Raw genomic sequence first — 23,874 nt, 5'->3', positions numbered from 1 at the left:
AACCCTCTGTTGGGCGAACACCAACCAAAAACATCTTCTCAGGCCCAGGTCGCAACTTACGTAACGTTAGGCCGTTCAACGCCAGTTTGCTTAGTTTTTGGAGCGTTCCCCTTGGCGCAAGATTGTGTTCCGAATGGGAACGTTACATGATTTATCTTAAGAAAATCTGGTTTTTCTTAAAGAAACCCACACAATATTATGGGGCCGCGATGAGTCAGCGGTGGAAAAACGGAGGGGTTTTGCCTTTCTTTTCTCCGACGCAGGCGGTGCGCTGATGGACGGGATGCCCCTTCCCCCTCCATCTTCCGGCCGATTCGGTTTGCCGCGATGGCTTCGCCTGCGCTTGCCGTCCGTCATCGGCGACGGTGCTTCGACCTTGGTTTCGAAGATCGTCTCCCAGGTCGTGCAGCTCGTCGTTTTCCTCGTCGCAGCGCGTGTGCTGGAGTCTGCCGAATTCGGCCTCTACGCCTATAGCTCCGCCATCGTGATCCTGCTCGTCGTTGTTGCCGAGGGCGGCTGGGGCGAGTTCATCATGAAAACGGAGTGCACGCGGGACGAGCTCGACCAGGTCGGCACGATCTCGGTCATCTCCGGAATCCTGATAACGATCGTCGGCCTCTCGATTGCCGCGGTCGTCTGGTTTGTCTTCCATCAGCCCTGGGAAGGCATGCTGCTCTGCCTCTTCAGTTGCTGGTTCCTGCCCTCCTCGCTTTCAGTCGTCTATGACGGACTGCTGGTCGCGAGGGGGCAGTTGCGCAAACAGGCGGCAATCCGTATCGCATCCGAGCTTACCGGGCTGGGCGTGACTATGCTCGGCCTGTGGATAGGTTGGAACGTCTTCTCCCTCGTGGCGGGAAGGCTTGCGACACTGCTCGTCGGCGTATTCGCCTCTGCCATCGTCGCACGTTGGTATCCCAAACCACGCCTCACCTTTCCGTTCGCGCGCGAAATCCTCGAGTTCTCGCGTCATATTCTGGCAAACCGGCTGATCATCTTCCTGCGCTCCTATTCGGGCACACTGGCGATCGGCAGCTTTCTCGGTCTCGCGGAAGCCGGTTATTATCGCGTTGCCGAACGGATCATCGCCGCCTTCTCCGAACTCATCGGCGAGCCGGCGCGCATGCTCGCCTGGACGTTGTTCCGCCGGGCGACCGTCAAGATCGATGCCAACGGCAAAACATCCCGCGATGTCGGTCCCGCCGCGACCACCTTCATGACCCTTCTGATGGCGATCTCGGCGCCGATCTATCTCGGGCTGTCGCTGATTTCATCCAGCTTGATCGACGTGGTGCTCGGCGACAAATGGGCGCCGGCAGCGATCCTCGTGACGATCCTCTCGGTCAAGCAGGTGCTGCTGACGCCCGGCTATGTCACCGAGCCGCTGCTTTCTCTGTCCGGCAATATCAGGCATATGCCTGCCGCGCTGTTGCTCAACGGCGCTATCTCGGTCGGCCTGATCGTTCTCTTCGCGCCCTTCGGCGTCGAGGCGGCGGCTGGTAGCCAATGCCTGGCATCGCTGATTTCCTTTGTGGTATCGATGCATCTGCAGCGCAACTATGGCGGCCTCGCATGGAGGCGGGTGATTAGCGACTGCGCCTACGTTGCCGTTGCCATCGCAGCCATGGCGGCAACGGTCTATTCGCTCGGTTATCTCGCCGAAGCGTCTGCGCTGCGGCACCTGGCAACATTGGCGATCCAAGTGGTGTCCGGCGGAGCGACCTACGTTCTCACCCTTGCGATCCTTCAGAAATTGATAGGGATCCCGATCCCGATCTTTGCGGTCGGCCGACGATAGGCCTGACAATTTTCAAAACGAGAAAGGCCGTTCGAGGCCAGTTGAGGACATGACAATGGCGACGGCATCTTTGTCAGAGAACAAGCGCTCGATCCTTGGCGAAACGGTCCGCAGTCTTGGCCGGTCTTTGTCGCCGCTGCGTGCGGCCGGCGGGCGCCTGCGGTATCTATCGCCATTTCCGCGGCGATTTACCGGAGCTTACAGTTCCTACGAAGCTGCCTTTGCCGCCGCCAAGACCATGCCGATGGCCGGTTACGACCACGAGGAAATCACCAATGTCGGCTTTTCCAAAATGTGCCAGGTCTTGCCATGGGACTATCCGGTGATGTTCTGGATGCGCAACCTGATGCAGGAGGTTGACGGTGTAATCGACGCCGGCGGCCATATGGGAACGAAATACAGGGCTTTCCGGCCGTTGTTGCAGTTCGACGACTCCTTCCGTTGGGTCGTCTACGATCTTCCCTCCTTCACCCGCGCCGGACGGCGCTTGGCGGAGCGCGATGGTCTGACCGGCCTCACCTTCGTCGACCGCATCGAGGAAGCCGCCGGCATACCGCTTTTCCTGGGCTCCGGCTTGATGCAATATCTGGATGTGCCGCTCTCCAGCCTGCTGCAGCGCCTGCCGGCGTTGCCCCGGCATGTGATCCTCAACAAGGTCGCCCTCCACAAGAGAGGCACGGTCGTGACGCTGGAACGAATAAGCGGCGCCTATGTGCCTTATCAGATGCGCGACGAAGCCACCTTCCTCGGCGATTTGACACAGCTCGGTTACACGCAGGTCGACCGCTGGGCGATCCCATCTCTGTCTCACCTCATCGACACCCATCCGGAATTGGGACGGAGCGAAAGCGCCGGCTTCTATTTCCGCCTCGGCTAGAGATATTCCCGGAACGCAGTCAAGGGGGTGGCGAGAGCCGCCCCTTCGTGCATGGATCAAATCAAATAGTATTGACTAATCGATTAGTCCTTGCTATTTGATTTCTCATGATCGAAACCGACACCATAACTGCCGTCATGCGCGCCCTTGCCGATCCCACCCGGCGGGCCGTGTTCGAGCGCATCGTCAATTCCGACGAGATCACCGTGGTCGAATTGACCCGCGGCAGCAGTGTCACGCAGGGCGCCATCTCCCAACATCTCAAGTCCTTGAAACAGGCTGGCCTTGTCTGCGAGCGCCCCGAGGGTCGCAACGTCTATTATCGTGCCCAGCCAGATGGCCTGGAGCCGCTGGTCGACTGGATGAGCCACTATGGCGTCTTCTGGCGCGAACGCTTTGCCGATCTGAGAAACCTGCTGAAGGAAATCGACCCATGAACCAAGCCGTGAGTAAAGACACGCAGGCCATTGTGGCCGAAGAAGTTTTCCCGCATGCGCCGGCGATCATCTGGAAGGCCTTGACCAGCGGCGAACTGATCAGCCGCTGGCTGATGGCGCCGAAGGGTTTCGAGCCTGTGGCCGGCTGCCACTTCACCTTTCAAACCACGCCCGCAGGCGAATGGGACGGCACCATTCACTGCGAGGTGCTGGAGGTCGTGCCGAATGAGCGGCTGTCCTATGCCTGGAGGGGCGGCCATGCGGCCAATGATGGTTACGGCTCAAAACTGGACACGGTGGTCACCTTCACCCTCTCCAAGGCCGAGGCGGGCACGCGCCTGCGCCTCGTCCATTCCGGCTTCGTGCTTCCGAAGAACGATACCGCCTACCGCAACATGAGCGAAGGCTGGAAAAAGGTGGTCAAGAGGCTCGACATGGTGGTCGCCGAAGAGGCGTCTTCGCAAACATCGCATTGAAGCAATAGGAGAACGACATGAACAAGCTCTATGTCGGCGGCTGCGCCTGCGGCGCGATCCGCTACGAAATCGCCGGCGAACCAGCCGTCATGGTTGACTGCCAGTGCCGGCAATGTCAGCGCGACAGCGGCACCGGCCATCAATCGCATCTGACTTTTGTTGCGGCTGAGGTGAAGGTCGAGGGAGAAGCGTCGCACTGGCAGACCGTTGGTGACGGCGGAACCGTGAAGCGGCGCGGCTTCTGCCCGACATGCGGCTCGTCCGTCTATATGACGTTTCCCGACATGCCGGATGTGTTCATCGTCACGCCAGCAAGCCTCGATGAGCCAAGCCGCTATGAGCCGCAATTGGTATCCTGGACCGCGGCCGGATATGCCTGGGATCACCTCGATCCTGCACTGCCGAAATTCGACAAGATGCCACCGAGGTGAGACAGCTTGAACCTGAAGATCAATAGAGACATCAGACTGTCTTCACCATGACCGACGATAATCCTTCAGCAATGACATAGGGCCTCTCGATTGCATGCCTCGCCTTAAGATGATCGGCGAGGCGGACTGCCAGCGTCAACAGCATCAATGTCGGATTGGCGTGCCCGCCCGTCGGAAAGACCGAACTGCCTGCGACGAACAATCCGTCGACACCATGGACCATCGCGTTCGGATCGACGACGCTGGTCGCGCGATCGGTTCCCATGCGCGTCGTGCAGGATGGATGCGCCATATCCATGAAAGCCGCGCTGCCGTCGTCATCCATGGCGATCCAGTCGGCGAGTTGCGGCCGCGGCAAGCCGATGCGGCCGAATTCCTTTGAAATCACTTGCGCCAGTCGCTTTATGCTCTTGATTTCGCAAGGCCCTATCTTCCAATCCACTCGAGGCAGAGGCCTGCCGAAGCGATCACGTGTGTGCGAAAGCGTGACCCGGCTTTCGGGGTCAAGCTTTTGCTCCGCCATGACGTCGAAACGCAGCTCGGTCGACCGGTGCGGCAAGCCGCGTTTGCGGATCAGCCTGTTGTAGAGGCCGGATGCGATCATTCCGGGCGATCGTCCGATGGCCGAAAGATCATGCGCCAATGTCCGGTGTGAGCCGTGCGCCACGCGCTTCAGCGCAACCCACGGGTCGTCGTCAGCGTGGATCTGGACCGGATAGGCCGCGCAATTGGTAAGACCTTCCCGCACCTGCATGTCCGGACTGAGAGACAGTCCCTGCAGATAAAAATGCGTTCGCCCTTTATGCGACAGACCATAGAAATTGAAATGCCGGGCGATCCGATCGATATCGCGCCCGGTGACGCGGGCAAGCGACGTGCGGGGATGATCGGCAAGATAGCGGCCGACGACATCCCGGCTGTTGCCAATGCCGGACCTCATCAACGTGTTTGAGGCCAGCAGCAATCGGGCATTCTCAATGCCGCCGCCGCAAAGTACAATCGTCCTGGCGTCGACGATGGCCTTGTTTCCTTCAAGGCTCGTCACATTCAAGGACGTGGCCCGGCGGCCATTGTGGTCGAGAACGACCTCCGTCACCGTCGCATGTGTCAGAAAATCGATATTCGTCGCATTGATCTTGCGCGCGCATCTGTTGAAGCGCATCGGTTCGCCGCGCCGATTCCGCTCATGGCTGAATTGCCAGAAGAACGGACGGAGAAGATCGCTGTTCATGCCAAGATCGGTCGGGCGGGAATGCAGCCGTTCATAAAGGCGCTCGTCGTAAAGATTGGGTCCGAGATTGAGGAGGTCGCCGGCACGATCCAGCGCTATCTGCAGCTCATCGCGCCCGATCGGCCAGCCGGACAGCGACAGCCACGGCCGCCTTGCGAAATCGATCTCGTCGAAAGCAGCACATTTGCCGACCCACGTATGAGTGCTGCCGCCGAGAAGCCGGTTGCGCAGCTCGAAGGCCGGTATCTCGTTCAACCACTCCAAGCCGCCGCTGTAACCGCGCCCAACCGGCTCGATGCCGGCGCGCGCAACAGGCTCGCCGATATTTTCGACCGCGTTCAGTGTCTGCAATTCGGGCTCGTAATCGAGGCCGCCGCTATCGATGACGAGGATGCGAACTGGCGTATTTGCAAATTCCTGTGCGATGGTGATGCCCGCGGGACCACCGCCGACGATGGCGATATCGGCATGTAGCAGCGTATTGTCCCGGGCTGATCTGAGGTCTCGGATCGCCATGATAACATTCTCCCACAATTCCTTGTTTTTCTATCGGAATCGCGGCTTCGCGGATAATCGTCCAATCAGGCATAGATGCGTATGTGAGCTACCGATTTTGGATAGGTCGATTGGCTCTGCACCAAGCCTTTCTGGCCGGAAAGCCATGCTGAAAACAGAGCGAACGGGCGCTAGGCTCAAAGACGAGAGCCGCTGATTTCATCGGGAGCGAAGATATGGCTAAAGTCGGATTGCGGGAATGGATGGCGCTTGCGCCGGTATTTGCGTCGGGAAAATTGGCGCGCTATGGCGACGACACAGGCGGTCCCCTATTGCGGTTCGAGGCCGATTTCTGCGCCAAGTTCGGCGTACAGCATGCGCTGACGATGAGCAGCGGTACCGGGGCGCTGATTTCAGCGTTGGTCGCGGCCGGCATCGGCCCCGGCGACGAAGTGCTGGTGCCCGCCTATACCTGGATCGCCACCGCCGCCGCGCCTCTGGCCGCCGGCGCCGTGCCGGTCCTGGTCGACATCGACCAGACATTGACGATGGACCCTGCCGACATCGTCCGCAAAATCACCCCGCAGACGAAGGCGATCATTCCCGTGCACATGTCGAACATGGTCTGCGACATGGACAGCATCATGCACATCGCCCGCGAGCATAATCTGCTTGTCATCGAGGATGCCTGCCAGGCCGTCGGGCTGACCTACAAGAACAAGCGGACGGGCACGATCGGCGACCTCGGCGCTTATAGCTTCAACCAGTTCAAGAACATGAATATCGGCGAAGGCGGCGCTGTCGTTACCAACGATCCGCAGCTTTTTGCCCGGGCGCGCATGTATCACGACATCGGCTCGCTGTTTCGCGGCCATCTCGATAATGCCAACGAACCGCCGATGCTCGGCGTGAATTTCAAGGCGAGCCAAATCCAGGGTGCCATGCTGCGCGTCCAACTGAAGCGGCTCGATCCGATGATTGCGCGCATGCGCAAGCGCTACGACATGATGACCGAGATCCTGTCGAAGAGTGACAGGATGCGCATCGGTCCGCACAATGATGTCGCCAACGCCGCCGGCTTGCATGTCATCTTCGAAACGCCCGACGACGCCAGACAGTTTGCCGAGGAAAACAGGCGTGGCGTCTATCGACTCTACGATTCCAGCCGCCACGTCTACACCAATTGGCAGCCGGTGCTGCAACAGCGCAGCGGCCACCCTGCAATGAACCCCTATAATTGGACGGATCGAAAGATCGAATATACGCCTGACATGTGCGCGCAGACGCTGGATATCCTGAAGCGCACTTGCCGCATCAGCCTGGGCGAGAACTATCCGGCGGCGCTGATGGCATATTTGGCACGGCGCATGGTTCGCCAAGGCCCGACCGCCAGCGGCAAGCTCTCCTATGCAACAACCTAGTTTCGAAATCATCGGTCCAGACGTTATCGACGTCTGGACCTGGAGCCTCGATGCGACGCCATCTCAGCTCGATGGGTTCGCAGCGCTCTTGTCCGCTGAAGAGCTCACAAGAGCTGCGCGCTTCGTGCGCGAACGAGACAGACAACGGTTCATAGTTGGAAGGGGACGGTTGCGATCCATCCTCGGGCAGTATCTCGGCCTGTCGCCGCAAAAAGTGTCCTTCACGTATAACGACTATGGCAAGCCTTACGTCGCTTTCCCTGGCGGCACTCCCCTCCACTTCAATCTGAGCCACAGCGCCGATCTTGCGGCGCTAGCGATCTCTGATCGCTACGAGCTCGGCATCGATGTCGAGGAAATCCGCTTCCTCAAGGAAGACATCGCTGGTCGTTTCTTTTCCCGTAAGGAATGCCTGACCCTGCGGGCACTGCCGCCGGAGGCCTATCTCGACGGTTTCTATCGCTGCTGGACGCGCAAGGAGGCCTTCGTCAAGGCGCATGGCGAGGGGCTCTCGCTGGCGCTCGACAGTTTCGACGTAACATTCGATTGGACAAGTGAACCGAGACTGGAGCGGCTAGAGGGCGATCCAGACGCGCCTTTCAACTGGCGGATTCTCGAGCTTGAAACACCGGCGACGTTCGCCGGCGCTGTTGTTGCTCTCACAAAGGGTCGTCCGGTCGGCCTGCGCTATCGCAGCGATGAGGATGAGACGCCTAAAGCGCATCGCGATCTCTGGGATTCGCTCCGCGCGCTTTAGGTTCTTGATTTTACGCGTGTCGCTATCGCAAAACCGCGTTTGCCGCCACGAAAGAATTGCCCATCAATCTCCGACATTGAACATTTCAGCCGCGTCGGGCAGCACCGTGTCCGAATGCAAAAGCAATCGCACGGCGTCCTGCATGATGAGCGGCGGAGCCATCTGTGAGGCGAGCTCGATGATCCGCGCCTGCAGTTTCTGGACCATTTCGGGGTTCTGATCGGCAAGGTTTGTGGTCTCGGACGTATCCTTCGAAAGATCGAAGAGTTCGAGTTTCGGCGGCAATGTCGCCTTCCACACAAGCTTCCAATCGTCCTGGCGCACGGCGGCCGTCATTGGTTCGATGTTGTAGACGATCTCGGTGCGTGGCGATGGCTTTCCTTCGCCAAGCATCGGCCACATGTCCATCCCGTCCAGCGGCTTGTTCTTGCCGAGCTTGGCACCGGCCAGAGCCGCCAAGGTCGGGTACATGTCAACGACATGCATCATTCCGTCGGCGGTACCAGGCTTGATCTTTCCCGGCCAGTTGACCAGGCCAGCGACGCGCGTACCTCCTTCATAGGTCGTCCCCTTGCCCTCCCGGTAAGGACCGTTGTCGGCCGGAAGCTTGCCCTTGACGTCGCTTTCCCCTGCAAAGAAAGCATTGACCACGCCGCCATTGTCGCTGTGAAAGACAATGAGCGTGTTCTCGCCCATGCCGCGCGTTTCGAGAGCTTCGACGACCCTGCCGATGCCATCGTCCATCACCGAGATCATCGCCGCATAGTTTCGCCGGCTCTCGTCGGCGATGTGGCTGTTGCGTTCAATATATTCCTTCGGCGCCTGGAAGGGCGTATGCGGCGACGTGAAGGCCAGATACAGGAACAAAGGCTTCGACTGATCGTGCTCGTTGATCACTCGCACGGCTTCGGTAGCGAAGAGGACGTTGTCGAATCCTTCCTCTTCGATGGCTTCGTTGTTGCGGTACCAATCCGCATTGCCGTTCGCCGACTTATGCGTGAAGTGATCGATCTCGCCAAGCAGAGCGCCATAGAATGAATCGAAGCCGCGCTGGCGCGGCCAGAATGCCGTTTTGGCGTGACCGAGGTGCCATTTGCCGCTCGCGGCGGTGGCATAGCCTGCTTCCTTCAACATTTCCGGCAAGAGATAGTCATCGAGCGCCAAGCCGTAGGTACCGCCCTGGGGAATGACGGCGGTCTGCATGCCGTAGCGGAACGGGTAGCGGCCCGTCATGAACGCCGCCCGGGTCGGCGTGCACATGGGCTGGGCGTAGTATTGCTCAAGCCGGGCGCCTTTTTCCGCCAGTTGGTCGATATTTGGCGTCTTTATGTCAGAGCCGTGAAACCCGACATCCTTCCAGCCCAAATCGTCGGCGAGGATAAAAACAATGTTTGGCTTGGTCGACTGAGCCAACGCGGCTGTTCCGGAAGCAAGCGCTGCGGCCAATCCACCCACGCCCATCCTGCCAGCGATTTGCACCGCCGCCAGCGAACCGCCAGTCGTGAGCACCGCCCTGCGCGTAAACCCTTGTGGGCCGACATGATCGGCCTTGTTGTCAGCGTCCTTGTCCATCAGTTCTGCCTCCCCCTCGCTGGACGGCCTTTGCCCAGCATTTCGTGCAAGAACAGTTCTTTGATGATCATCACCCGCGCGACAGGTTTTAAATGCTCAATCTCGCATCCATGATATAGCGCCCGCCCGCTGCATCGAAATGATGGCAGCCGAGAAGCCCGGTCTTGAAGTCCGGCGTGATCGTGCGGATGCAGCGTTCGCTATAATGATCGAGCGTGAGCTCTTCGATCTCCATGATGTTCAGCCCGTAGCCGTAGAGGCCATGGGAATTTCGCTGCGACGGCCTGTAGATCTTGCCATCGCGCTCGAAGATGCGCCCGGCATTGCGGGCCACGGTGCTGCCGATGACGACGGGATTGCGTTTATGCGGCACGACGCGCTTCAGCTCCGGACCGTCGACCTCGAAGACATAGAGCTCGTTACAGTGATCTTCATAGGCGTGATGATCCGAGAGATTGGTGAAGAGCCACCATTTGTTGCCGTGACGCGTCAGAATGCTGTCGGCAGCCGATTGGCCTTCGAGGGCGGTGGAATAAAGCTCCCATTTCAGCGGGAATTCGGTGCAGCGCCAGATCTCGAGCCGGTGCGACTGATGCGCCTCCGGCATCATGAAGATGTCGTCGCCGTCGCGGAACACGAACGGATAGGAGAGATGGTGCGGACAATCGAGCGCCACGCCGAGCCGCTCAATCTTGTCGCCGTTGAAGCGGCCAACGGCGATATGCGCCTTGCGGTCGCCATCCGCATAGGCTTCGTAAAACAGGTAGCATTCACCATCATGCTGAAACAGGAAGGGATCGGCCTTGATGTCGCCCTTGGTCGGCGGGATTTCGATCGCCTGGCTAGGATCGAAATCATCAATCCGCCCACGACCGGTATAGAGCGTCCAGATTGACGAACCGAAGCGTAGTTTTGATTTCAATACCTTAAGCGCTTTTCCTGAGAGATAACCTGACAATGCGCCGGTATAGCGGAAGAGATCGCCGAATGATGGGGCTGAAGTGACTGGCGGGCGCGCCAATGCCGTTGTGTCGAGCTGACGCGTATCGGCCAAACGCCCAAGTTCGCGCATCAAAAGCGTCACGCCACGCTCCCGCACGAAAGCGGCATTGCGCGCCGCGCTGAATTTGATGTTGAACGATGAGGTAGCGATCTGAGCAAGCTGGGTTTCACCGCCGCGCTTGGCATAAAGCGTCAGGTCCGTCACCGGTGCCCTGGCAATGACATCGGCATAGCTGTACCAATCGGCATGTTCCGATCGCTGATCGGAGAAATTGAAGGCCCATTCGCCAAACGGCAGTGCCCGGATCGCGTCGTCGGGCAAGCCCTCCGGCGTGGTGCGTATGACCAGATCGAGATCGAGACGCTTGAGTAATGCGGAAGCGACGCTGCCATCGGTCGTGTTGCGGCCGCCAATGGCTTCGAGATAGTCGACGCGCTGGCGGCCGGCATCGAAATGCTTCGGGATATAGGCAGGCTGCCGGGCGAGCAGTTTACCCTCCAGCCGTGCTTCCAAGGCAAACAGCGACGACGTCTTCCGGTTACCGAAAGCCCGTGGATGAACCAGCAGCGTGACGAGCTCGAAGCGCGGATCGGCAAGAACCCGGTCAAAAACCATCAGCTCCCAATTCTCAAAGCCGTCCTTATGCCCGGCAAGAACACCGATCCTCAAAGGCCTGGTCATATCCATGATCGCGTTTCCTATGCGGTTTCGCCGGATATTTTTCGAAGCGGCGCCTAAGCGCCGCCGAACTTCTTGGAGATGACCGATGCGAGTTCGGCCACCGAGTCCTCATGCCAGCCTTTAATATCGACAACGGTGGTTTCTGCCGCCACCGCGTCGCCCCAGCCGAACAGCAGCTTGCGAGCGCGGGGATGATTGGCCTGGCTGCGCAAGAGTATCACAGAAGGGTCCTTGCTCTGCACCGGCTTGTAGCTGCGCGCAGCCGCCACCAGCAAATCCGTCACCGCCGCATTGGCCTCTTCGTCAGGTGAATATTGCCCGGCTTTGACGCCGAACATTTTCAGAAGCGCGAGCGAGAAATTGAACTCCTTGAGGAACACGATCAGCGGCATCCGGCCCGACAATACCTTCTTCGTGAAGTAGACGAGGCGTTTGACGCGCCGCTCCCTGTTCCATCGTTTCTGCTCCCTTTTCGGCAGCGAGCGGAAGTAGCCTGGCGCCCATGTATCGATGATGGCGGTAAAGCTGACATCAGCCCCCTTCTCCCGCAACTGCCGGGTTACCTCCATCGCCAGCGTCCCGTTGACGCAGAGCCCGGCGAGGCCAACAGGCCCGGCGCTGACATCGATCTGCATGGCATCGACCGCATAGCGGGCAATATCCTCGAGCCGCATACCAGCCAGATTTCCGAGATCGGTATTGAACATGTTGATGTTGTGAACCGACACCCTATCCGGCAATTCGTTTGCCAGGCGGTAATAGAGGAAGGGATGGTTGAGCGTATAAACCGAGGCCGGCCCTGTGCCGCGTTTGCAGGTGATCATTTCCCAGGGATTGGCGATCGCGGCGGCGGGTTCCTCCGCCTTCGGCGTGTCGAAGATCGCGGCGGCAAAGCCCTCGAGCGTCGGCTCCTTGAACAGAAGTTCCAGCGTCGGCTTGACGTTGAATTTGTCCCGCACGGCCGACAGCAGCCGCAGCGCCAGCAGGGAATGACCGCCGAGCGCGAAGAAATCGTCCTTCGGCCGTACCTGCGGAACTTGGAGAATGTCCTGCCAGAGGGCTGCCAGCGCAGCCATCTTCTTCGCCACCGGCGTGTCGGCCGAAGCCTGGCTCGCCGAAAGCTCGGTTGCCGATGTGTCCTTGGCGGCAGCAACTGCATGCCGTTCGGGCACGGTCAGCGACGACAGCATTGCCTCGGGATGGTCGAGGGCAACCTCATACGCCTTCTGCCAGAGCTGCAGCAGGCTTTCGATCGTGCGCGCATCGAAGAGATCGGCATTATATTCGATCGACATGCGCCAGCCCGTCGGCCGGCCGATCATGATGAAGCTCAGATCGTAGATGACGCCGGGCGATTGCGACGGTGAGCTGATCAGCTCGAAGCCGCCATAGCGATGATCCTCCAGAAACGCCTTCTGCAGGTTGAAATTCACGGAGATCAGCGGATTACGCGAGGGATCGCGGACCGGGTTGATCAGCTCCACCAGCTTGTTGAACGGCATGCGCTGATGGTTCAGCGCCCCCTCCACCGTCTCGCTGACCGAATGGATATGCTGCGCGAACGAGATGTCGGAAGAAAAATCGAAGCGCAGCACGAGATTGTTGATGAAGACGCCGATCAGATCTTCAAGATCGGAATGTTCGCGGCCTGCCACCTGCGAGCCGAACATCACGGTCCCAGCATTCGTCAACCGATGCAACATGGCGCTGATGATGGCGGCGCCGTAGCTGTATTGCGAGACGCGATGAGCGCGTGCGGCAGCATCCATGCGCTCGCTGAAGGCGAGAGGCTGCGCGACGGAGAGAATATTGCCGTGATTGGTCTTCACACGGCCGCGCGGATGGTCCGGCGTCACTTCGAAGTAAGGCGCGCCGGTGAGCTTCTCACGCCAGAAGGTCTTCTCCGTCTCGAAACCGTAGCTCTGCAGATATTCCTGCTGCCAGAGAGCATAGTCGCCATATTGGAGCGGCAAATCAGGGAGTACAGGCTGCCGGCCGGCATCGATGGCGGCGGCGATTTCCCCCACTTCCCGTCCGAGCACGCGGATCGACCAACCATCGAAGCAGCTCTGGTGGGCGGTGATGAGGAGAACCCCGCGGTCGTTTTCGGCCATCAGCAGCGAGACTCGAAAGAGCCCGGGCTTGCTAAGGTCGAAAGGAGCCTGCGCCGTCTCCTCGCCGATCGACAGGATTCTTGTCTGGCGCTGATCGGCCGCCATGCTGCGAAGATCGATCACCGACATCTTGAAATCGATCCGGTCCACCGCCTGCTGGAAGGGGCGGCCTTCCCTTTCGATGAATCGCGTCCTCAGAATCTCATGACGCTGGATCACCTTGCGAAAGGCCGCCTCGATGGTCGCGGCTTTGAACGCGCCTCGAATTTCCCAGCGAACCGCAACATTGAGCGCTGGATTGCCGGGGAGCAACTGGTCGAGAATCCAGCAGCGCAATTGCGTCTGCGTGCAGGGAAACTCGCCGATGATCTCCAGATCGGCAACCTGGCCTACGGGGCTGTTTTCAACACTACTCATATTGCCCTCTCCAATCCGCGGCGTGCGCCGTTACGGAAGTCTTTCAATGATGGAACGTGGAACTGAGCCGGGTCAGCCTTGATCTCCCCTTGGCTGTCTGCAAAGGCCGCCAGCTCGGCTACCGAGGGATGACGCAGCAGATGCTTCGCCTCCAGTGGCAGGCCGGTGTCGAGCATGCGGGCGGCGATGCGGAAGATAGTCAGCGAGTCGGCACCCAGCGCGTAGAGATTGTCGTCGACGCTGATATCTCCGAGGTTCAGCACCTCCTCCCAGATCGTCAGGATCCGCCGCTCCGTCTCTGTCTTGGGTTGAACCTTGACGACTGCAGCCTCGCGCTGCGGCACGCCGCGCAACTGCAGGCTCTTCCGGTCGAGCTTGCCATTGGCAGTCTGCGGCAGCTCGCTTTCAGTCACCCAGAAGCTCGGCACCATATGGCCGGGAAGATTGGCCTTGGCATGTGCGGCAAGATTGGCCGGCGAAAGCTCGATGCCGCTGATCGTGGGTACGACATAGCAGACGAGAGAGCGGTCGCCCTTCTGGTTCTCCGCCGCAACGACGGCGCATTGGCGAACGCCTTCGGCTTTGGAGACGACGGCTTCGATGTCGCCGAGTTCGATGCGGAAGCCGCGAAGCTTGATCTGCTGGTCGCGTCGTCCGAGCAGTTGCAGCGACCCGTCGGCCAGGCGCCGGCCGACATCGCCGGTTTTGTAAAGTCTCTTCGGCCTGCCGGTGGCGAAGCAGAACGGCACGAAGGCTTTCTCGGTCAGGTCAAGCCGGTCGAAATAACCGTTCGCCAAGCCATCGCCGCCGATATGCAGCTCGCCGGTTACGCCAATCGGCGCGATGCTGTTGTTCTGGTCGAGAATATAGAGCTGGGTGTTGGCGATCGGGTGGCCGATGGTGATCGGCTGATCCGCATCGGTGATCCGCTGCAGCGAAGACCAGATCGTCGTCTCCGTCGGGCCATACATGTTCCAGAGCTCGCCCCCGATCGTCAGCAGCGATTTCGCCAGCTCCTTCGGCAACGGTTCGCCGCCGCAGAGCATCTTCAGATTCGGCCGCTCCTTGAGGCCCGCCTCCGTCAGCATCTGCCAGAGCGTCGGGGTTGCCTGCAGCACCGTCGCATTATGCTCATTGATCAGCCGCACCAGCGCGAAGCCATCCTGCACCTGCATCCGGTTGGCGACGACGACCTTTCCGCCCGATATCAACGGCAGGTAGATTTCCAGCCCGGCGATATCGAAGGAGATCGTCGTTACGGCAATCAGCGTGTCATTGGCGGTGAATCCCGGCTCCTTTGCCATGGAAAGGAGGAAGTTCGTCAGCGCCCGGTGGGACACTTCGACGCCCTTCGGCATGCCGGTCGAGCCGGAGGTAAAGATGATATAGGCCGGCGCCGTGGTGTCAGTCGGCAGGCTCTTCAGGGTGGCCCCTGTCATCGAGCCGATCGCCTTGGCATCCTTGTCGGTACGGATGATCGGCGTGCCTGAGGCTGCAAGCCGTGCCATCTCGTCGCTGTCGCAAATCAGGCCGCCGACGCGGGCGATATCCAGAGTCTGACGCAACCGCGGCTCGGGATGGGCCGGGTCCATGGGCACATAGGTGTGCCCGGCTTTCATGACCGCCAAGAGAGCGACGATCATTTCCAGCGAGCGCTCGACGAGAAGCGCGATGCGCTGCCCGGGTTCGGGGATCGCCATCTGCAGATAGAGGGCAAGCTGGTTGGAGCGGGTTTCGAGTTCGCCGTAGGTGATCGTATGGCCGTCATGTTCGGCGGCGACGGCATGCGGATGTTCTGCTGCCTTGCGGGCGAAGAGCGAGAAGGCAAACTCATCATGATTGTAGTCCACTGCCGTATGATTGAGGCTTTCGATCAGCCAGGATTTCTCGTCCGCCGTCAGCAGCGACAGTTCGGAAACCTTGCGCTCCATATCTTTCGCGAGTGCCGCAGCCAGCGTCGAGAAATGGCCTATCCAGCGCTCGATGGTGGCGCGGTCGAAGACGTCGGCATTGTAGTCGACATCGATGCGAATGTGATCCGCGGCCTCGATCATGTTGAAGAACATGTCGAAGTTGGAGAAGGCCTTCGCATTCGGCTCGATCGTCGGCTTCAGGTTGCCGAAGGCGCCGCCGCCGGCCATACGCTCCAGGTTGAACTGGATTTCGGTGAGCGGCAGGCGCCGCGAGTCGCGCTTGATCCCGAGTTTGCGCACCAGCGTGCCGTAGGTGTAGTCCTGATGCTCAAACGCCTGGAAGACTAACTGTTGCGTTGCCTTCAGGTGGGTGACGAAGGATTCTGTTGACGTCACGGTCTGACGCAGCGGCAGGAGGTTGACGCAGTGGCCGACGAGGATCTGGTCACCGACCAGGCTCTGGCCCGCAGAAGGGATGGCGATGACGATGTCCTCCTGGCCGGAAAGCCGCGAGATCGTCACCTGCAGGGCGGCAAGTAGGGTGGAGAACAGCGTTGCACCCGATTTTGCCCCCGCCTTCTTCAGGGTCTTATAGACTTCCTCGCCGATGAAGCCGGTGCAGGTTCCGCCGGCAAAGCTGCGATATTCCGGGCGCGGCCGATCAAGCGGCATTTCCGGCAGATCGGGAACCGTCTTGAACTGGTCGAGCCAGAATTGCTCCGTAGCCCCTGATTTCTCCGGCTTCGGTGCGAAGTCGGTCGAATAGGCGGCGAAGGACAGAGCCGGTTCGAAGTGCGGCATGTCGCCCTGTTGGTAGGCAGCATAGGCGGTCGACAACTCATCGACGAACACGTTGATCGACCAGCCATCGCAGACGATGTGGTGGCCCGTGAAGACGAAGACATGCTTGTCGTGACCGAGCTTCACGATGCTGGCCCGGACCAGAGGACCGTTCACGAGATCAAAGGGTGTCAGCGCCTCATCTTCGATGATCTGACGCAGATGGGCTTCGTTGGCACCATCGACCAGCGGCAGATCGAGTTTGAAATCCGGAATGAAGTGGAAGAACTGGCCGCTGCGATCAAAACGGATATGGAAGGCATCATGACGATCAACGACGGTATCGATGGCTTTGCGGAACGCTTTCTCGTCGAAAGCGCCTTCGAGCTTCAATGAAAAGGATTCGTTGAACGAGCACGAGGCTTCGTCGCCGGCCTGTGCCGCCAGCCAGATTTCCGTCTGCGCCTCCGTCAACGGTGCGGATTGCGGCCGCGGAGCGCGCGCTACCACGGGTACTTTCGTTTCAACCGATGAGGCTGGTCTATCTTCGGCAGGGGCGAGGATTCCCACCGACTGCAGCGCGTCGAGAGTGTCGCGGAAGGCCTTGGCGATGGTCTGGAAATCGTCTTCGCTATGGGCCGTGGTCAGGAAGCATGGATAGCCTTCCTGGATGTGGACGCCGTTCAGGCGCATCTGGGCGTAGAACAGTGACCCCAGCGAATCCTGGCTGCTGAAGTCGGCGGCGAACCAGCTCTTATAGCCGTGAACGACATCGGCAATGCCGCGCCTTGCGAGTTCCGCCTTCATTTCGGCGACGAGTGCCTGCGTTCGTTCGGCGACGCGTCCATAAAGCTCCGCACCCTCACCCTTGATGTGATGCAGGACGGCATGTGCCGCGGCCAGCACCAGCGGGTGACGTACGAATGTGCCGGCAAAAAAAGTCGGGGCGGTCATGGGAACGGAGTCATCGCCGTAATTCCAGTGGCCGCCGTCGAGAGCATCCATGAAACGTGCGCTTCCAACCAAGACTCCGATCGGCATGCCGCCGCCGACAACTTTGCCATAAGTCGCCATATCGCCCTTGATGCCCCAGATCGCCTGCATGCCGCCGGGATCGACGCGGAAGCCGGTGACGACTTCATCGAAGACCAGGGCGAATTCAGACTTAGTGGCGACATCACGCAGCTCACGAACAAATTCGATCGGCTGCAATTCCGGATGGCGGCTTTGGATAGGTTCAATGATAACGGCCGCAATTTCCTCAGCATTGGCGCGGATGAAATCGAGGCTTTCCGGTGCGCCGTAGCGCAGCACGGTCATGTTGGATACCGAGCCCATCGGGATGCCGGAAGCGATCGGCAAGGCGATCGGCCGGTCGGCCCGATTGCGGCCCTTGACCAGCACTTCGTCGAACTGGCCGTGGTAGTCATTGGCGAAGACCACGATGCGGTCACGGCCGGTGACGGCACGGGCGAGACGCATGGCGGCCATGACGGCTTCCGAACCGGTGTTGCAGAAGGTGACGCGCTCATGACCAGTCACTTCGGCGATCATTCCGGCGACCTCGCCGGCGAGCGGCGTTTGCGGGCCAATGGCGAAGCCGATATCGGCCTGGGCCTTGATCGCATCGATGACGAAATCCGGGGCGTGACCGAAGGCGGTCTGCCCGAAGCCGTTGACTAGATCGACGTATTTGTTGCCGTCGACATCCCAAATATGTGCGCCCTTGGAATGGTCGCAGACGATCGGGAAGACCATTTCCTTCCAGTCGGCGCGGAAGCCCGAAGCCGTGCGCGGGTCGGCAAGCCAATGGCGATTGGCCTTGGTGAAGGCCTTGGACTTGGCGTTCTTCGCTTCATAGGCGGCGGTCAGATCGGCGATGAAGGCCCGTTTCGCATTGGTTATCTCCGGCGCAAGGCTCTTTGCGCCGGGACGGTAGAGCTTGATACGCTCCGTGCCGAATTCGGTCTCCGCTGTGTCTGACGCCGGCTTGACGGCTGCTGGAGCGGCAGGCGCGGCAGCAGGAGTGATGACGGGCACAGAAACCGGCGGTGCAACTGCTGGGATCGCCGCAGCGGCGGCCGGGACGAGCGCCGTGCCGCCCTGGAGGATCGCCAACTGCTGGGCAAACAGCGACTGTGCGAGCTGGATCTGCGATTGGAGCACGGCTGCCAAATCCGGCGACGCAGCAGACACCATCGGCATCGGGGCGACGGGAAGTGCCGTCGGAATAGCGATTGGTGAGGATGCTGCAGCCACCGGCGCAGCGGGAGCGACAACCGGCGCCACTACCGGTGCCGCGACTGGTTTCACGGCATCCGGCGGCATCTGCTGGTCGAGATGGAGTGCCAGATCGGCGACCGAGGGAATGTTGCTGAGCAGCTCACGGAAGGAGAGTTTAACCTTGTATTCCTTCTCGATACGCTGCGCGAACTGGCCCACGAACAGTGAGTCGAAACCGAGTTCGAGGAAAGTCACGGCCCGCTCGGTAACCCCCAGCGTCTCCCCTGACATTTCGCTGAGCAAGGTCAACAGGGAGGTTTCAAGAGTGAGGACGCGATCGGAAAGGGAGAGTGGTGTTACGACGTTCATGGCTTTGTTCTCATCGACAAGGTTGACATCGGCTGCGAAAGAGGCAGCGGGCACAGGAACTTGAGCGGGTAGAGCCGGTTGGCTCGCCGCGCGGCGGGAGGATTGCGGAGCGTCGATCCAGTGACGCTGGCGCTGGAACGGATAGGTCGGCAGGCCCAGGCGCTGCTGGGCGCTGGCGGGCAGAGCCGGCCATTCCAGCGGGTAGCCGGCCATCCAGAGTTTGCCATGTGCTTCCGCCAGGGTCTCGGAAGCGGCAAAGGCGCGGTCATGCTCAGGCAAGGACTGCACGATGGCGGCAACACCGTCACGTGCAATCGTCTGCGCGGCAAAGACCGATAGCGTTCGGCCGGGGCCGACTTCAAGCAGTACCGGTTTGCGGCCGCGGCAGAGCGTCATGAGCCCATCGGCGAAGTGAACTGCGTCGCGGCAATGCGTTGCCCAATAGTCCGGCGAGGTTCCGCGTTCACCGGTCTGCCAGTCGCCAGTGACGCAGGAAATATACGGCATGGTGGCAGTGCCATAGGTGGTCTTTGCCGTCTCTTCGCGCAGGGCAATAACGGCTTCATCCATCATCGCCGAGTGGAAGGCATGCGAAGTATGCAGCCGGCTGAAGGCAATGCCGGCGGATTCGAGCACGGTGCAGACTGTATCGATATCTTCGAACGGCCCCGAAATGACGGAGAGTTTCGGCGCATTGATCGCAGCGATCTCGACCTTGCCCCGCAGATGCATGGCGACGGTTTCGGCATCGGCGCGAACCGACACCATTGCACCCTGCGGCTGGTTCTGCATCAGCCGCCCCCGGTTGGCGACCAGCCGCAAGCCGTCTTCGAAGGAGATGACATTGGCGAGCGTTGCGGCGACGAATTCGCCGACGCTATGGCCGATCATCGCATAGGGCTTGACACCACGGCTCAACCACAGCCGCGCCAGCGCGTATTCGACGAGATAGAGGCAGGGCTGAGCGATGCGCGTCTCACGCTGCTCGTCGGCCATAGCCTGCGTCACCGGGCCGGTGTGGCAGATATAGTCGCGCAGATCGACGCCGAGTGTCATCTTCAGCAGCTCGGCGCCGCGGTCGATCCAGCGGGCGAATTCCGGCTCCGCGCTATAGAGACCGGCGCCCATGCCGGCATATTGAGCGCCCTGCCCCGGAAACATGAAGGCGACGGGCGGTTGATCCGAGGCAATGAGCGGCTGATAGCGCTCCGCCGTCAGGCGATCGATCGCCTCCTCCGTAGTGCTGGCGGCAATGGCAAGGCGATAGTTGAACTCACGCCGGCCGGCCTGCAGCGTATGAGCCACCTGCGCCAGAGGCAGCCCGGGATTCTTGGCGAGATGGTCAGCGAGGTTAGTGCGCATGGCCGACAGGGCGGCCGGATTGGATGCCGAAAGCGGCAGAAGATATGGTCCTTCCTGCTCATCGACAGGCTCATCGTGACGAACCGGCGGTTCCTCGACGATAACGTGAATGTTCGTGCCGCCGACACCGAACGCACTGACGCCGGCGCGGCGTGGCCCTTCCGTTTCCGGCCAATCGATCATCTCGGTCGGAATATAGAAGGGGCTGTGATCGAGATCGATGCGCGGATTCGGTTTCTCGTAGTTGGGCATGGGCGGTATCTTCGCCTTGCCCAACGCAAGCGCGGTCTTGATGAGGCCAGTAACGCCGGCGGCGGCGTCCGTATGGCCGATATTGCCTTTCACCGATCCAAGCGCGCAGCTTGCCGGCGCGGGCGGATCCTCCGAAAAAGCACCCTTGAGACCGCTGAATTCGATGGGGTCGCCGAGCGGCGTCGCGGTGCCGTGGCATTCGACATAGCCGATGGTTGCTGGTGAGACGGCGGCATTGGCAAAGGCTGCCGAAATCGCTTCGGCCTGGCCTTCGACGCTCGGTGCGACGAAACCGACCTTGTCGGAGCCATCATTGTTGACGCCATAGCCTCGGATAACCGCATAGATATGGTCGCCATCCCGCAGCGCATCTTCCTGGCGCTTCAGAAGCACGACGCCGGCGCCGCTCGCGAAGACTGTCCCGGCAGCGTTTGCATCGAAGGGACGGCAGGTGCCATCAGGCGAGGCCATGCCGCCTTCCTGATAAATATAGCCACGCCTTTGCGGGATGGTGATCGAGACGCCGCCGGCAAGCGCCATGTCGCAACTATAGGTCAACAGGTTCTGGCAGGCTTGCGACACGGCCAGCAGCGAGGTCGAGCAGGCCGATTGCAGCGTAAAGGCGGGACCACGCAGATTGAATTTATAGGCGATGCGTGTCGCAAGCGTGTCGTTGAGTGCGCCGACAAGATGTTGGAAGCAGCCGATCTGATAGTTGGAGGTAAATTCCTCCGCCTTGGCGCGATCGCCCAGAACGTTGTTGATCAGATAGGTCGGCATCGAGGAGCCGGCGAAGACGCCGATCATTCCCGGGTAACGCTGCGGATCGTAGCCGCCATCTTCGAGCGCTTCCCAGCAGATTTCCAGGAAGACTCTGTGCTGCGGGTCAGTCAGCGCCGCTTCGCGCGGATACATGCCGAAGAAATCAGCATCGAACAGCTCGACATCGCGAAGATGCGGCCGGGCCGGAACAAAATTCGGCTGCGCGCGCTCCTCGTCGGTAAAGGCATCTTCGAGTTCTTCCGGCGAGAATTGCGAGAAGGCATTCCGCCCTTCGCAAATCAACTGCCAAAGCGCCTCCACCGAAGGCGCTCCCGGGAAGCGACCGGACATGCCGATAATTGCGATACCGCCCGAATCCTGATTGTCCCAATCCTGATTGCTATCGAAATCACTCTCATCGCCATTGGCATGACCGGTTTCATAATCTCTCGTCATGAAGAACTCCTGCGGAATTGGGACATGGTCTTTCTCTGAAGAGCTGCGCGCTGGGCGGCGGCGATAGCCCGTGCCGAACCCGAAGCCTTGCCGTCGACGTGGCGCGCCAATTCGCGGATCGTCGGATGCTTGAACAAGGCAACGACGTCGACGGAACGTTCGAGCTCGGCCTCAAGGCCTGCATGGATTTCCATGAGCTGCAGCGAGGTTCCGCCGAGGTCGAAGAAGTTTCTGTCGAGGTCGATTTTTCCCGTGCCCAGCGCGTCCTGCCAAAGCCTTGTCAGAAGTGTCTCCGTCTGGCTCTTGGCGATGGCATCAGGTGCAATCTCGATCTGCTCCATAGGCGGCGGCTGAAGCTTGGAGCGATCGACCTTGCCGGCCGGCGTCAGCGGAAATGCGTCGACGACCACGGCTGCGCTCGGGATCATGTAGGCTGGAAGTGCCGCGCGTAGCGCTGCCATGACGCTTGGCACGAAATCGGGACCTGCGCTCCCCTGACGGGGGCACAGGTAGGCGACGATGCGCTTCAGCGTCGCGCTTTGGACGTGGCAAAGGACGATGCCGTCGGCAAGGCGCGGATCGCGTCTTAGCGTGGCCTCGATTTCATCGAGCTCGATACGTTTGCCATTGATCTTGACCTGCCGGTCGCGACGTCCCTTGAAGGCGACCATGCCGTCCGCATGCAGAACGGCGAGATCGCCGGTCAGATAGTACCGCTTTTGTCCGTTGTTCGTGCCGATCGTCACGAACTTCTCCGCGGTCATCTCCGGACGTTTGAAATAGCCGATCGCAAGCCCGTCGCCCGATATCGCCAACTGCCCCTCGGTCCCGTACGGGACCTCCCGCAATTCCTCGTCGAGAACGGCAATGCCTGTATGCGCGATGGCTCTGCCGATCGGCAATTCCTGCCCGGAAAAATTCGGAGGCACTTCGAATGCTGTCGCGAAAACCGTCGTTTCGGTCGGTCCATAGGCATTTGTGAGCTTGCAGCCTGGAAAGCGGTCGAGAAAACGGCGCGCATGAACCGCCGATCCGACGTCGCCGCCGAACAGGACATGGCGAAGCTGCGGCAAGTCGCCGTCGGCGTGATCAGCAAACACGTTGAAGAGCCCTGTCGTCAGGAACATGATGCTGACGCCGGTTTCACGTATGAGGTTGCAGAGCCGAGCGACGGAGAAGCTAGTGTCCGGCATGCCGACAAGCACGCTGCCGTTGAGCAATGCTCCCCAGATCTCCAGGGTCGCCGCGTCGAAGGCGATCGTTGCCGTGTGCAGGACAACATCATCCGGCCGAAATTCGACATAGGTCTGATCCAGGACGACCCGCGAGATGCTGCGATGCGCGATCGCGGTGCCTTTCGGGCGGCCGGTCGAACCGGAGGTGTACATGACATAGGCCACATCATCGCCGCCGATCTTGACGGAAGGCCGCGGCTGGGGCGGACGGATGGTCATTTCCGCAATGATGGCGCTCGCCTCGATGACGCGGCCACGCATGCTGGGAACGATGCTGATCTTGTCGCCATAGGCCGAATCGACAAAGACGACCTTCGGCTCGCATTCGCCGATGACGTGATCGAGATGCTCGATCGGAAAAGCAGGATCGAGGGGGAGATAGGCGCCGCCGGCCTTGAGAATGGCGAGCTTGCAGACGATGGCATTGAGGCTGCGTGGCAGGAACAGGCCGACGATGTCGGCCTTGCGGATGCCGAGTTTTACGAGATAGGCCGCCAATGAGTCGGAGAGCCGGTCAAGTTCGCGGTAGCTGAGTGCCGAATCGCCGAAAACGACAGCGGTGGCGTGCGGCGCGGCCAGCGCCTGTTCATGCACCATGTCATGAAGGTTGCGGTCTCGGTCGTAATGCATGATTACGGGAGAATTGGCTTTCTCTTCAGAATCGAAATCGATCATCGCTGTGCTCCGGGCTACGTTTGCTGCCTGCGACGGCACGATATCTGTGCCTTATCGTCGCCTGCAGAATTTCACGCTGCCGGAAAATCACCAGTTGATCATTGGGATGACTGCCCTCCTCAACGAAAGTCTTAAGCCTT

Annotated in this window: 13 protein-coding genes; 7 read left to right on the top strand and 6 right to left on the bottom strand. The window is 60.2% G+C overall.

Translation table 11 applies throughout. From position 1 onward, the window contains the following. Positions 1–274: 274 nt before the first annotated feature. The 5 genes from N2601_RS23010 (at position 275) to N2601_RS22990 (ending at position 4,016) form a co-directional block, all read left to right on the top strand. On the top strand, positions 275–1,795 hold the full coding sequence (locus N2601_RS23010) for an oligosaccharide flippase family protein (protein WP_104827871.1): 1,521 nt from the start codon (positions 275–277) through the stop codon (positions 1,793–1,795). Positions 1,796–1,850: 55 nt separating this feature from the next. Continuing rightward, entirely contained in the window at positions 1,851–2,672 is an 822-nt protein-coding gene (locus tag N2601_RS23005; protein ID WP_104826649.1) for a methyltransferase, TIGR04325 family, read from the top strand. A gap of 107 nt (positions 2,673–2,779) precedes the next feature. Continuing rightward, a complete protein-coding gene (locus N2601_RS23000) occupies positions 2,780–3,109 on the top strand; it encodes an ArsR/SmtB family transcription factor (RefSeq protein WP_104826648.1) in 330 nt (109 codons plus the stop codon). Further along, entirely contained in the window at positions 3,106–3,585 is a 480-nt protein-coding gene (locus N2601_RS22995) for an SRPBCC family protein (protein WP_104826647.1), read from the top strand. The genes N2601_RS23000 and N2601_RS22995 overlap by 4 nt, the downstream gene beginning before the upstream one ends. Before the next feature lie 17 nt (positions 3,586–3,602). Next, positions 3,603–4,016: a GFA family protein gene (locus tag N2601_RS22990; protein WP_104826646.1), complete on the top strand. Its 414-nt coding sequence runs from the start codon at positions 3,603–3,605 to the stop codon at positions 4,014–4,016. 31 nt (positions 4,017–4,047) lie between these two features. On the opposite strand, the gene N2601_RS22985 is transcribed toward N2601_RS22990, so the two are convergent. Beyond that, the gene (locus N2601_RS22985; RefSeq protein ID WP_104826645.1) at positions 4,048–5,763 is read right to left on the bottom strand and encodes a GMC oxidoreductase; all 1,716 of its coding nucleotides are present in this window, start codon (positions 5,761–5,763) and stop codon (positions 4,048–4,050) included. Between the two features lie 215 nt (positions 5,764–5,978). On the opposite strand from N2601_RS22985, the gene N2601_RS22980 reads away from it, so the two are divergent. Together N2601_RS22980 and N2601_RS22975 are read left to right on the top strand one after the other, a co-directional pair. Then, complete coding sequence (locus tag N2601_RS22980) at positions 5,979–7,163, top strand: DegT/DnrJ/EryC1/StrS family aminotransferase (protein WP_104826644.1); 1,185 nt, start codon at positions 5,979–5,981, stop codon at positions 7,161–7,163. Further along, a complete protein-coding gene (locus N2601_RS22975; protein ID WP_260305051.1) occupies positions 7,150–7,920 on the top strand; it encodes a 4'-phosphopantetheinyl transferase family protein in 771 nt (256 codons plus the stop codon). Before N2601_RS22980 ends, N2601_RS22975 begins: the two co-directional genes overlap by 14 nt. Positions 7,921–7,983: 63 nt before the next feature. Here the strand turns inward: N2601_RS22975 and N2601_RS22970 are convergent, their stop codons facing one another. The 5 genes from N2601_RS22970 to N2601_RS22950 all read right to left on the bottom strand — a co-directional run bounded on the left by N2601_RS22970 (position 7,984) and on the right by N2601_RS22950 (position 23,734). Beyond that, entirely contained in the window at positions 7,984–9,492 is a 1,509-nt protein-coding gene (locus tag N2601_RS22970; protein WP_260305050.1) for an arylsulfatase B, read from the bottom strand. An 88-nt stretch (positions 9,493–9,580) separates the two neighbouring features. After that, positions 9,581–11,182 (bottom strand): glucosamine inositolphosphorylceramide transferase family protein, encoded by a 1,602-nt coding sequence (locus tag N2601_RS22965; protein ID WP_260305049.1) that lies wholly within the window; start codon positions 11,180–11,182, stop codon positions 9,581–9,583. Positions 11,183–11,229: 47 nt separating this feature from the next. After that, on the bottom strand, positions 11,230–13,707 hold the full coding sequence (locus N2601_RS22960; RefSeq protein WP_260305048.1) for a condensation domain-containing protein: 2,478 nt from the start codon (positions 13,705–13,707) through the stop codon (positions 11,230–11,232). Continuing rightward, on the bottom strand, positions 13,704–21,824 hold the full coding sequence (locus N2601_RS22955; protein WP_260305047.1) for a non-ribosomal peptide synthetase/type I polyketide synthase: 8,121 nt from the start codon (positions 21,822–21,824) through the stop codon (positions 13,704–13,706). The genes N2601_RS22960 and N2601_RS22955 overlap by 4 nt, the downstream gene beginning before the upstream one ends. Further along, positions 21,821–23,734, bottom strand: coding sequence for a non-ribosomal peptide synthetase (locus N2601_RS22950; RefSeq protein ID WP_260305046.1), 1,914 nt, complete (start codon positions 23,732–23,734; stop codon positions 21,821–21,823). The genes N2601_RS22955 and N2601_RS22950 overlap by 4 nt, the downstream gene beginning before the upstream one ends. Between the last annotated feature and the right edge of the window lie 140 nt (positions 23,735–23,874).

It is taken from the genome of Rhizobium sp. CB3060, from assembly GCF_025200735.1.
Classification (GTDB): Bacteria; Pseudomonadota; Alphaproteobacteria; order Rhizobiales; family Rhizobiaceae; genus Rhizobium.
Note: the sequence above shows the minus strand (reverse complement) of the source record. Positions and strands in the feature narration are given on the sequence as shown.

Excerpts from the sequence above, each read along its gene's own strand:
- N2601_RS23010 (WP_104827871.1), top strand. The coding sequence starts at position 275 with ATGGACGGGATGCCCCTTCCCCCTCCATCTTCCGGCCGATTCGGTTTG.
- N2601_RS23005 (WP_104826649.1), top strand. The coding sequence starts at position 1,851 with ATGGCGACGGCATCTTTGTCAGAGAACAAGCGCTCGATCCTTGGCGAA.
- N2601_RS23000 (WP_104826648.1), top strand. The coding sequence starts at position 2,780 with ATGATCGAAACCGACACCATAACTGCCGTCATGCGCGCCCTTGCCGAT.
- N2601_RS22995 (WP_104826647.1), top strand. The coding sequence starts at position 3,106 with ATGAACCAAGCCGTGAGTAAAGACACGCAGGCCATTGTGGCCGAAGAA.
- N2601_RS22990 (WP_104826646.1), top strand. The coding sequence starts at position 3,603 with ATGAACAAGCTCTATGTCGGCGGCTGCGCCTGCGGCGCGATCCGCTAC.
- N2601_RS22985 (WP_104826645.1), bottom strand. The coding sequence starts at position 5,763 with ATGGCGATCCGAGACCTCAGATCAGCCCGGGACAATACGCTGCTACAT.
- N2601_RS22980 (WP_104826644.1), top strand. The coding sequence starts at position 5,979 with ATGGCTAAAGTCGGATTGCGGGAATGGATGGCGCTTGCGCCGGTATTT.
- N2601_RS22975 (WP_260305051.1), top strand. The coding sequence starts at position 7,150 with ATGCAACAACCTAGTTTCGAAATCATCGGTCCAGACGTTATCGACGTC.
- N2601_RS22970 (WP_260305050.1), bottom strand. The coding sequence starts at position 9,492 with ATGGACAAGGACGCTGACAACAAGGCCGATCATGTCGGCCCACAAGGG.
- N2601_RS22965 (WP_260305049.1), bottom strand. The coding sequence starts at position 11,182 with ATGGATATGACCAGGCCTTTGAGGATCGGTGTTCTTGCCGGGCATAAG.
- N2601_RS22960 (WP_260305048.1), bottom strand. The coding sequence starts at position 13,707 with ATGAGTAGTGTTGAAAACAGCCCCGTAGGCCAGGTTGCCGATCTGGAG.
- N2601_RS22955 (WP_260305047.1), bottom strand. The coding sequence starts at position 21,824 with ATGACGAGAGATTATGAAACCGGTCATGCCAATGGCGATGAGAGTGAT.
- N2601_RS22950 (WP_260305046.1), bottom strand. The coding sequence starts at position 23,734 with ATGATCGATTTCGATTCTGAAGAGAAAGCCAATTCTCCCGTAATCATG.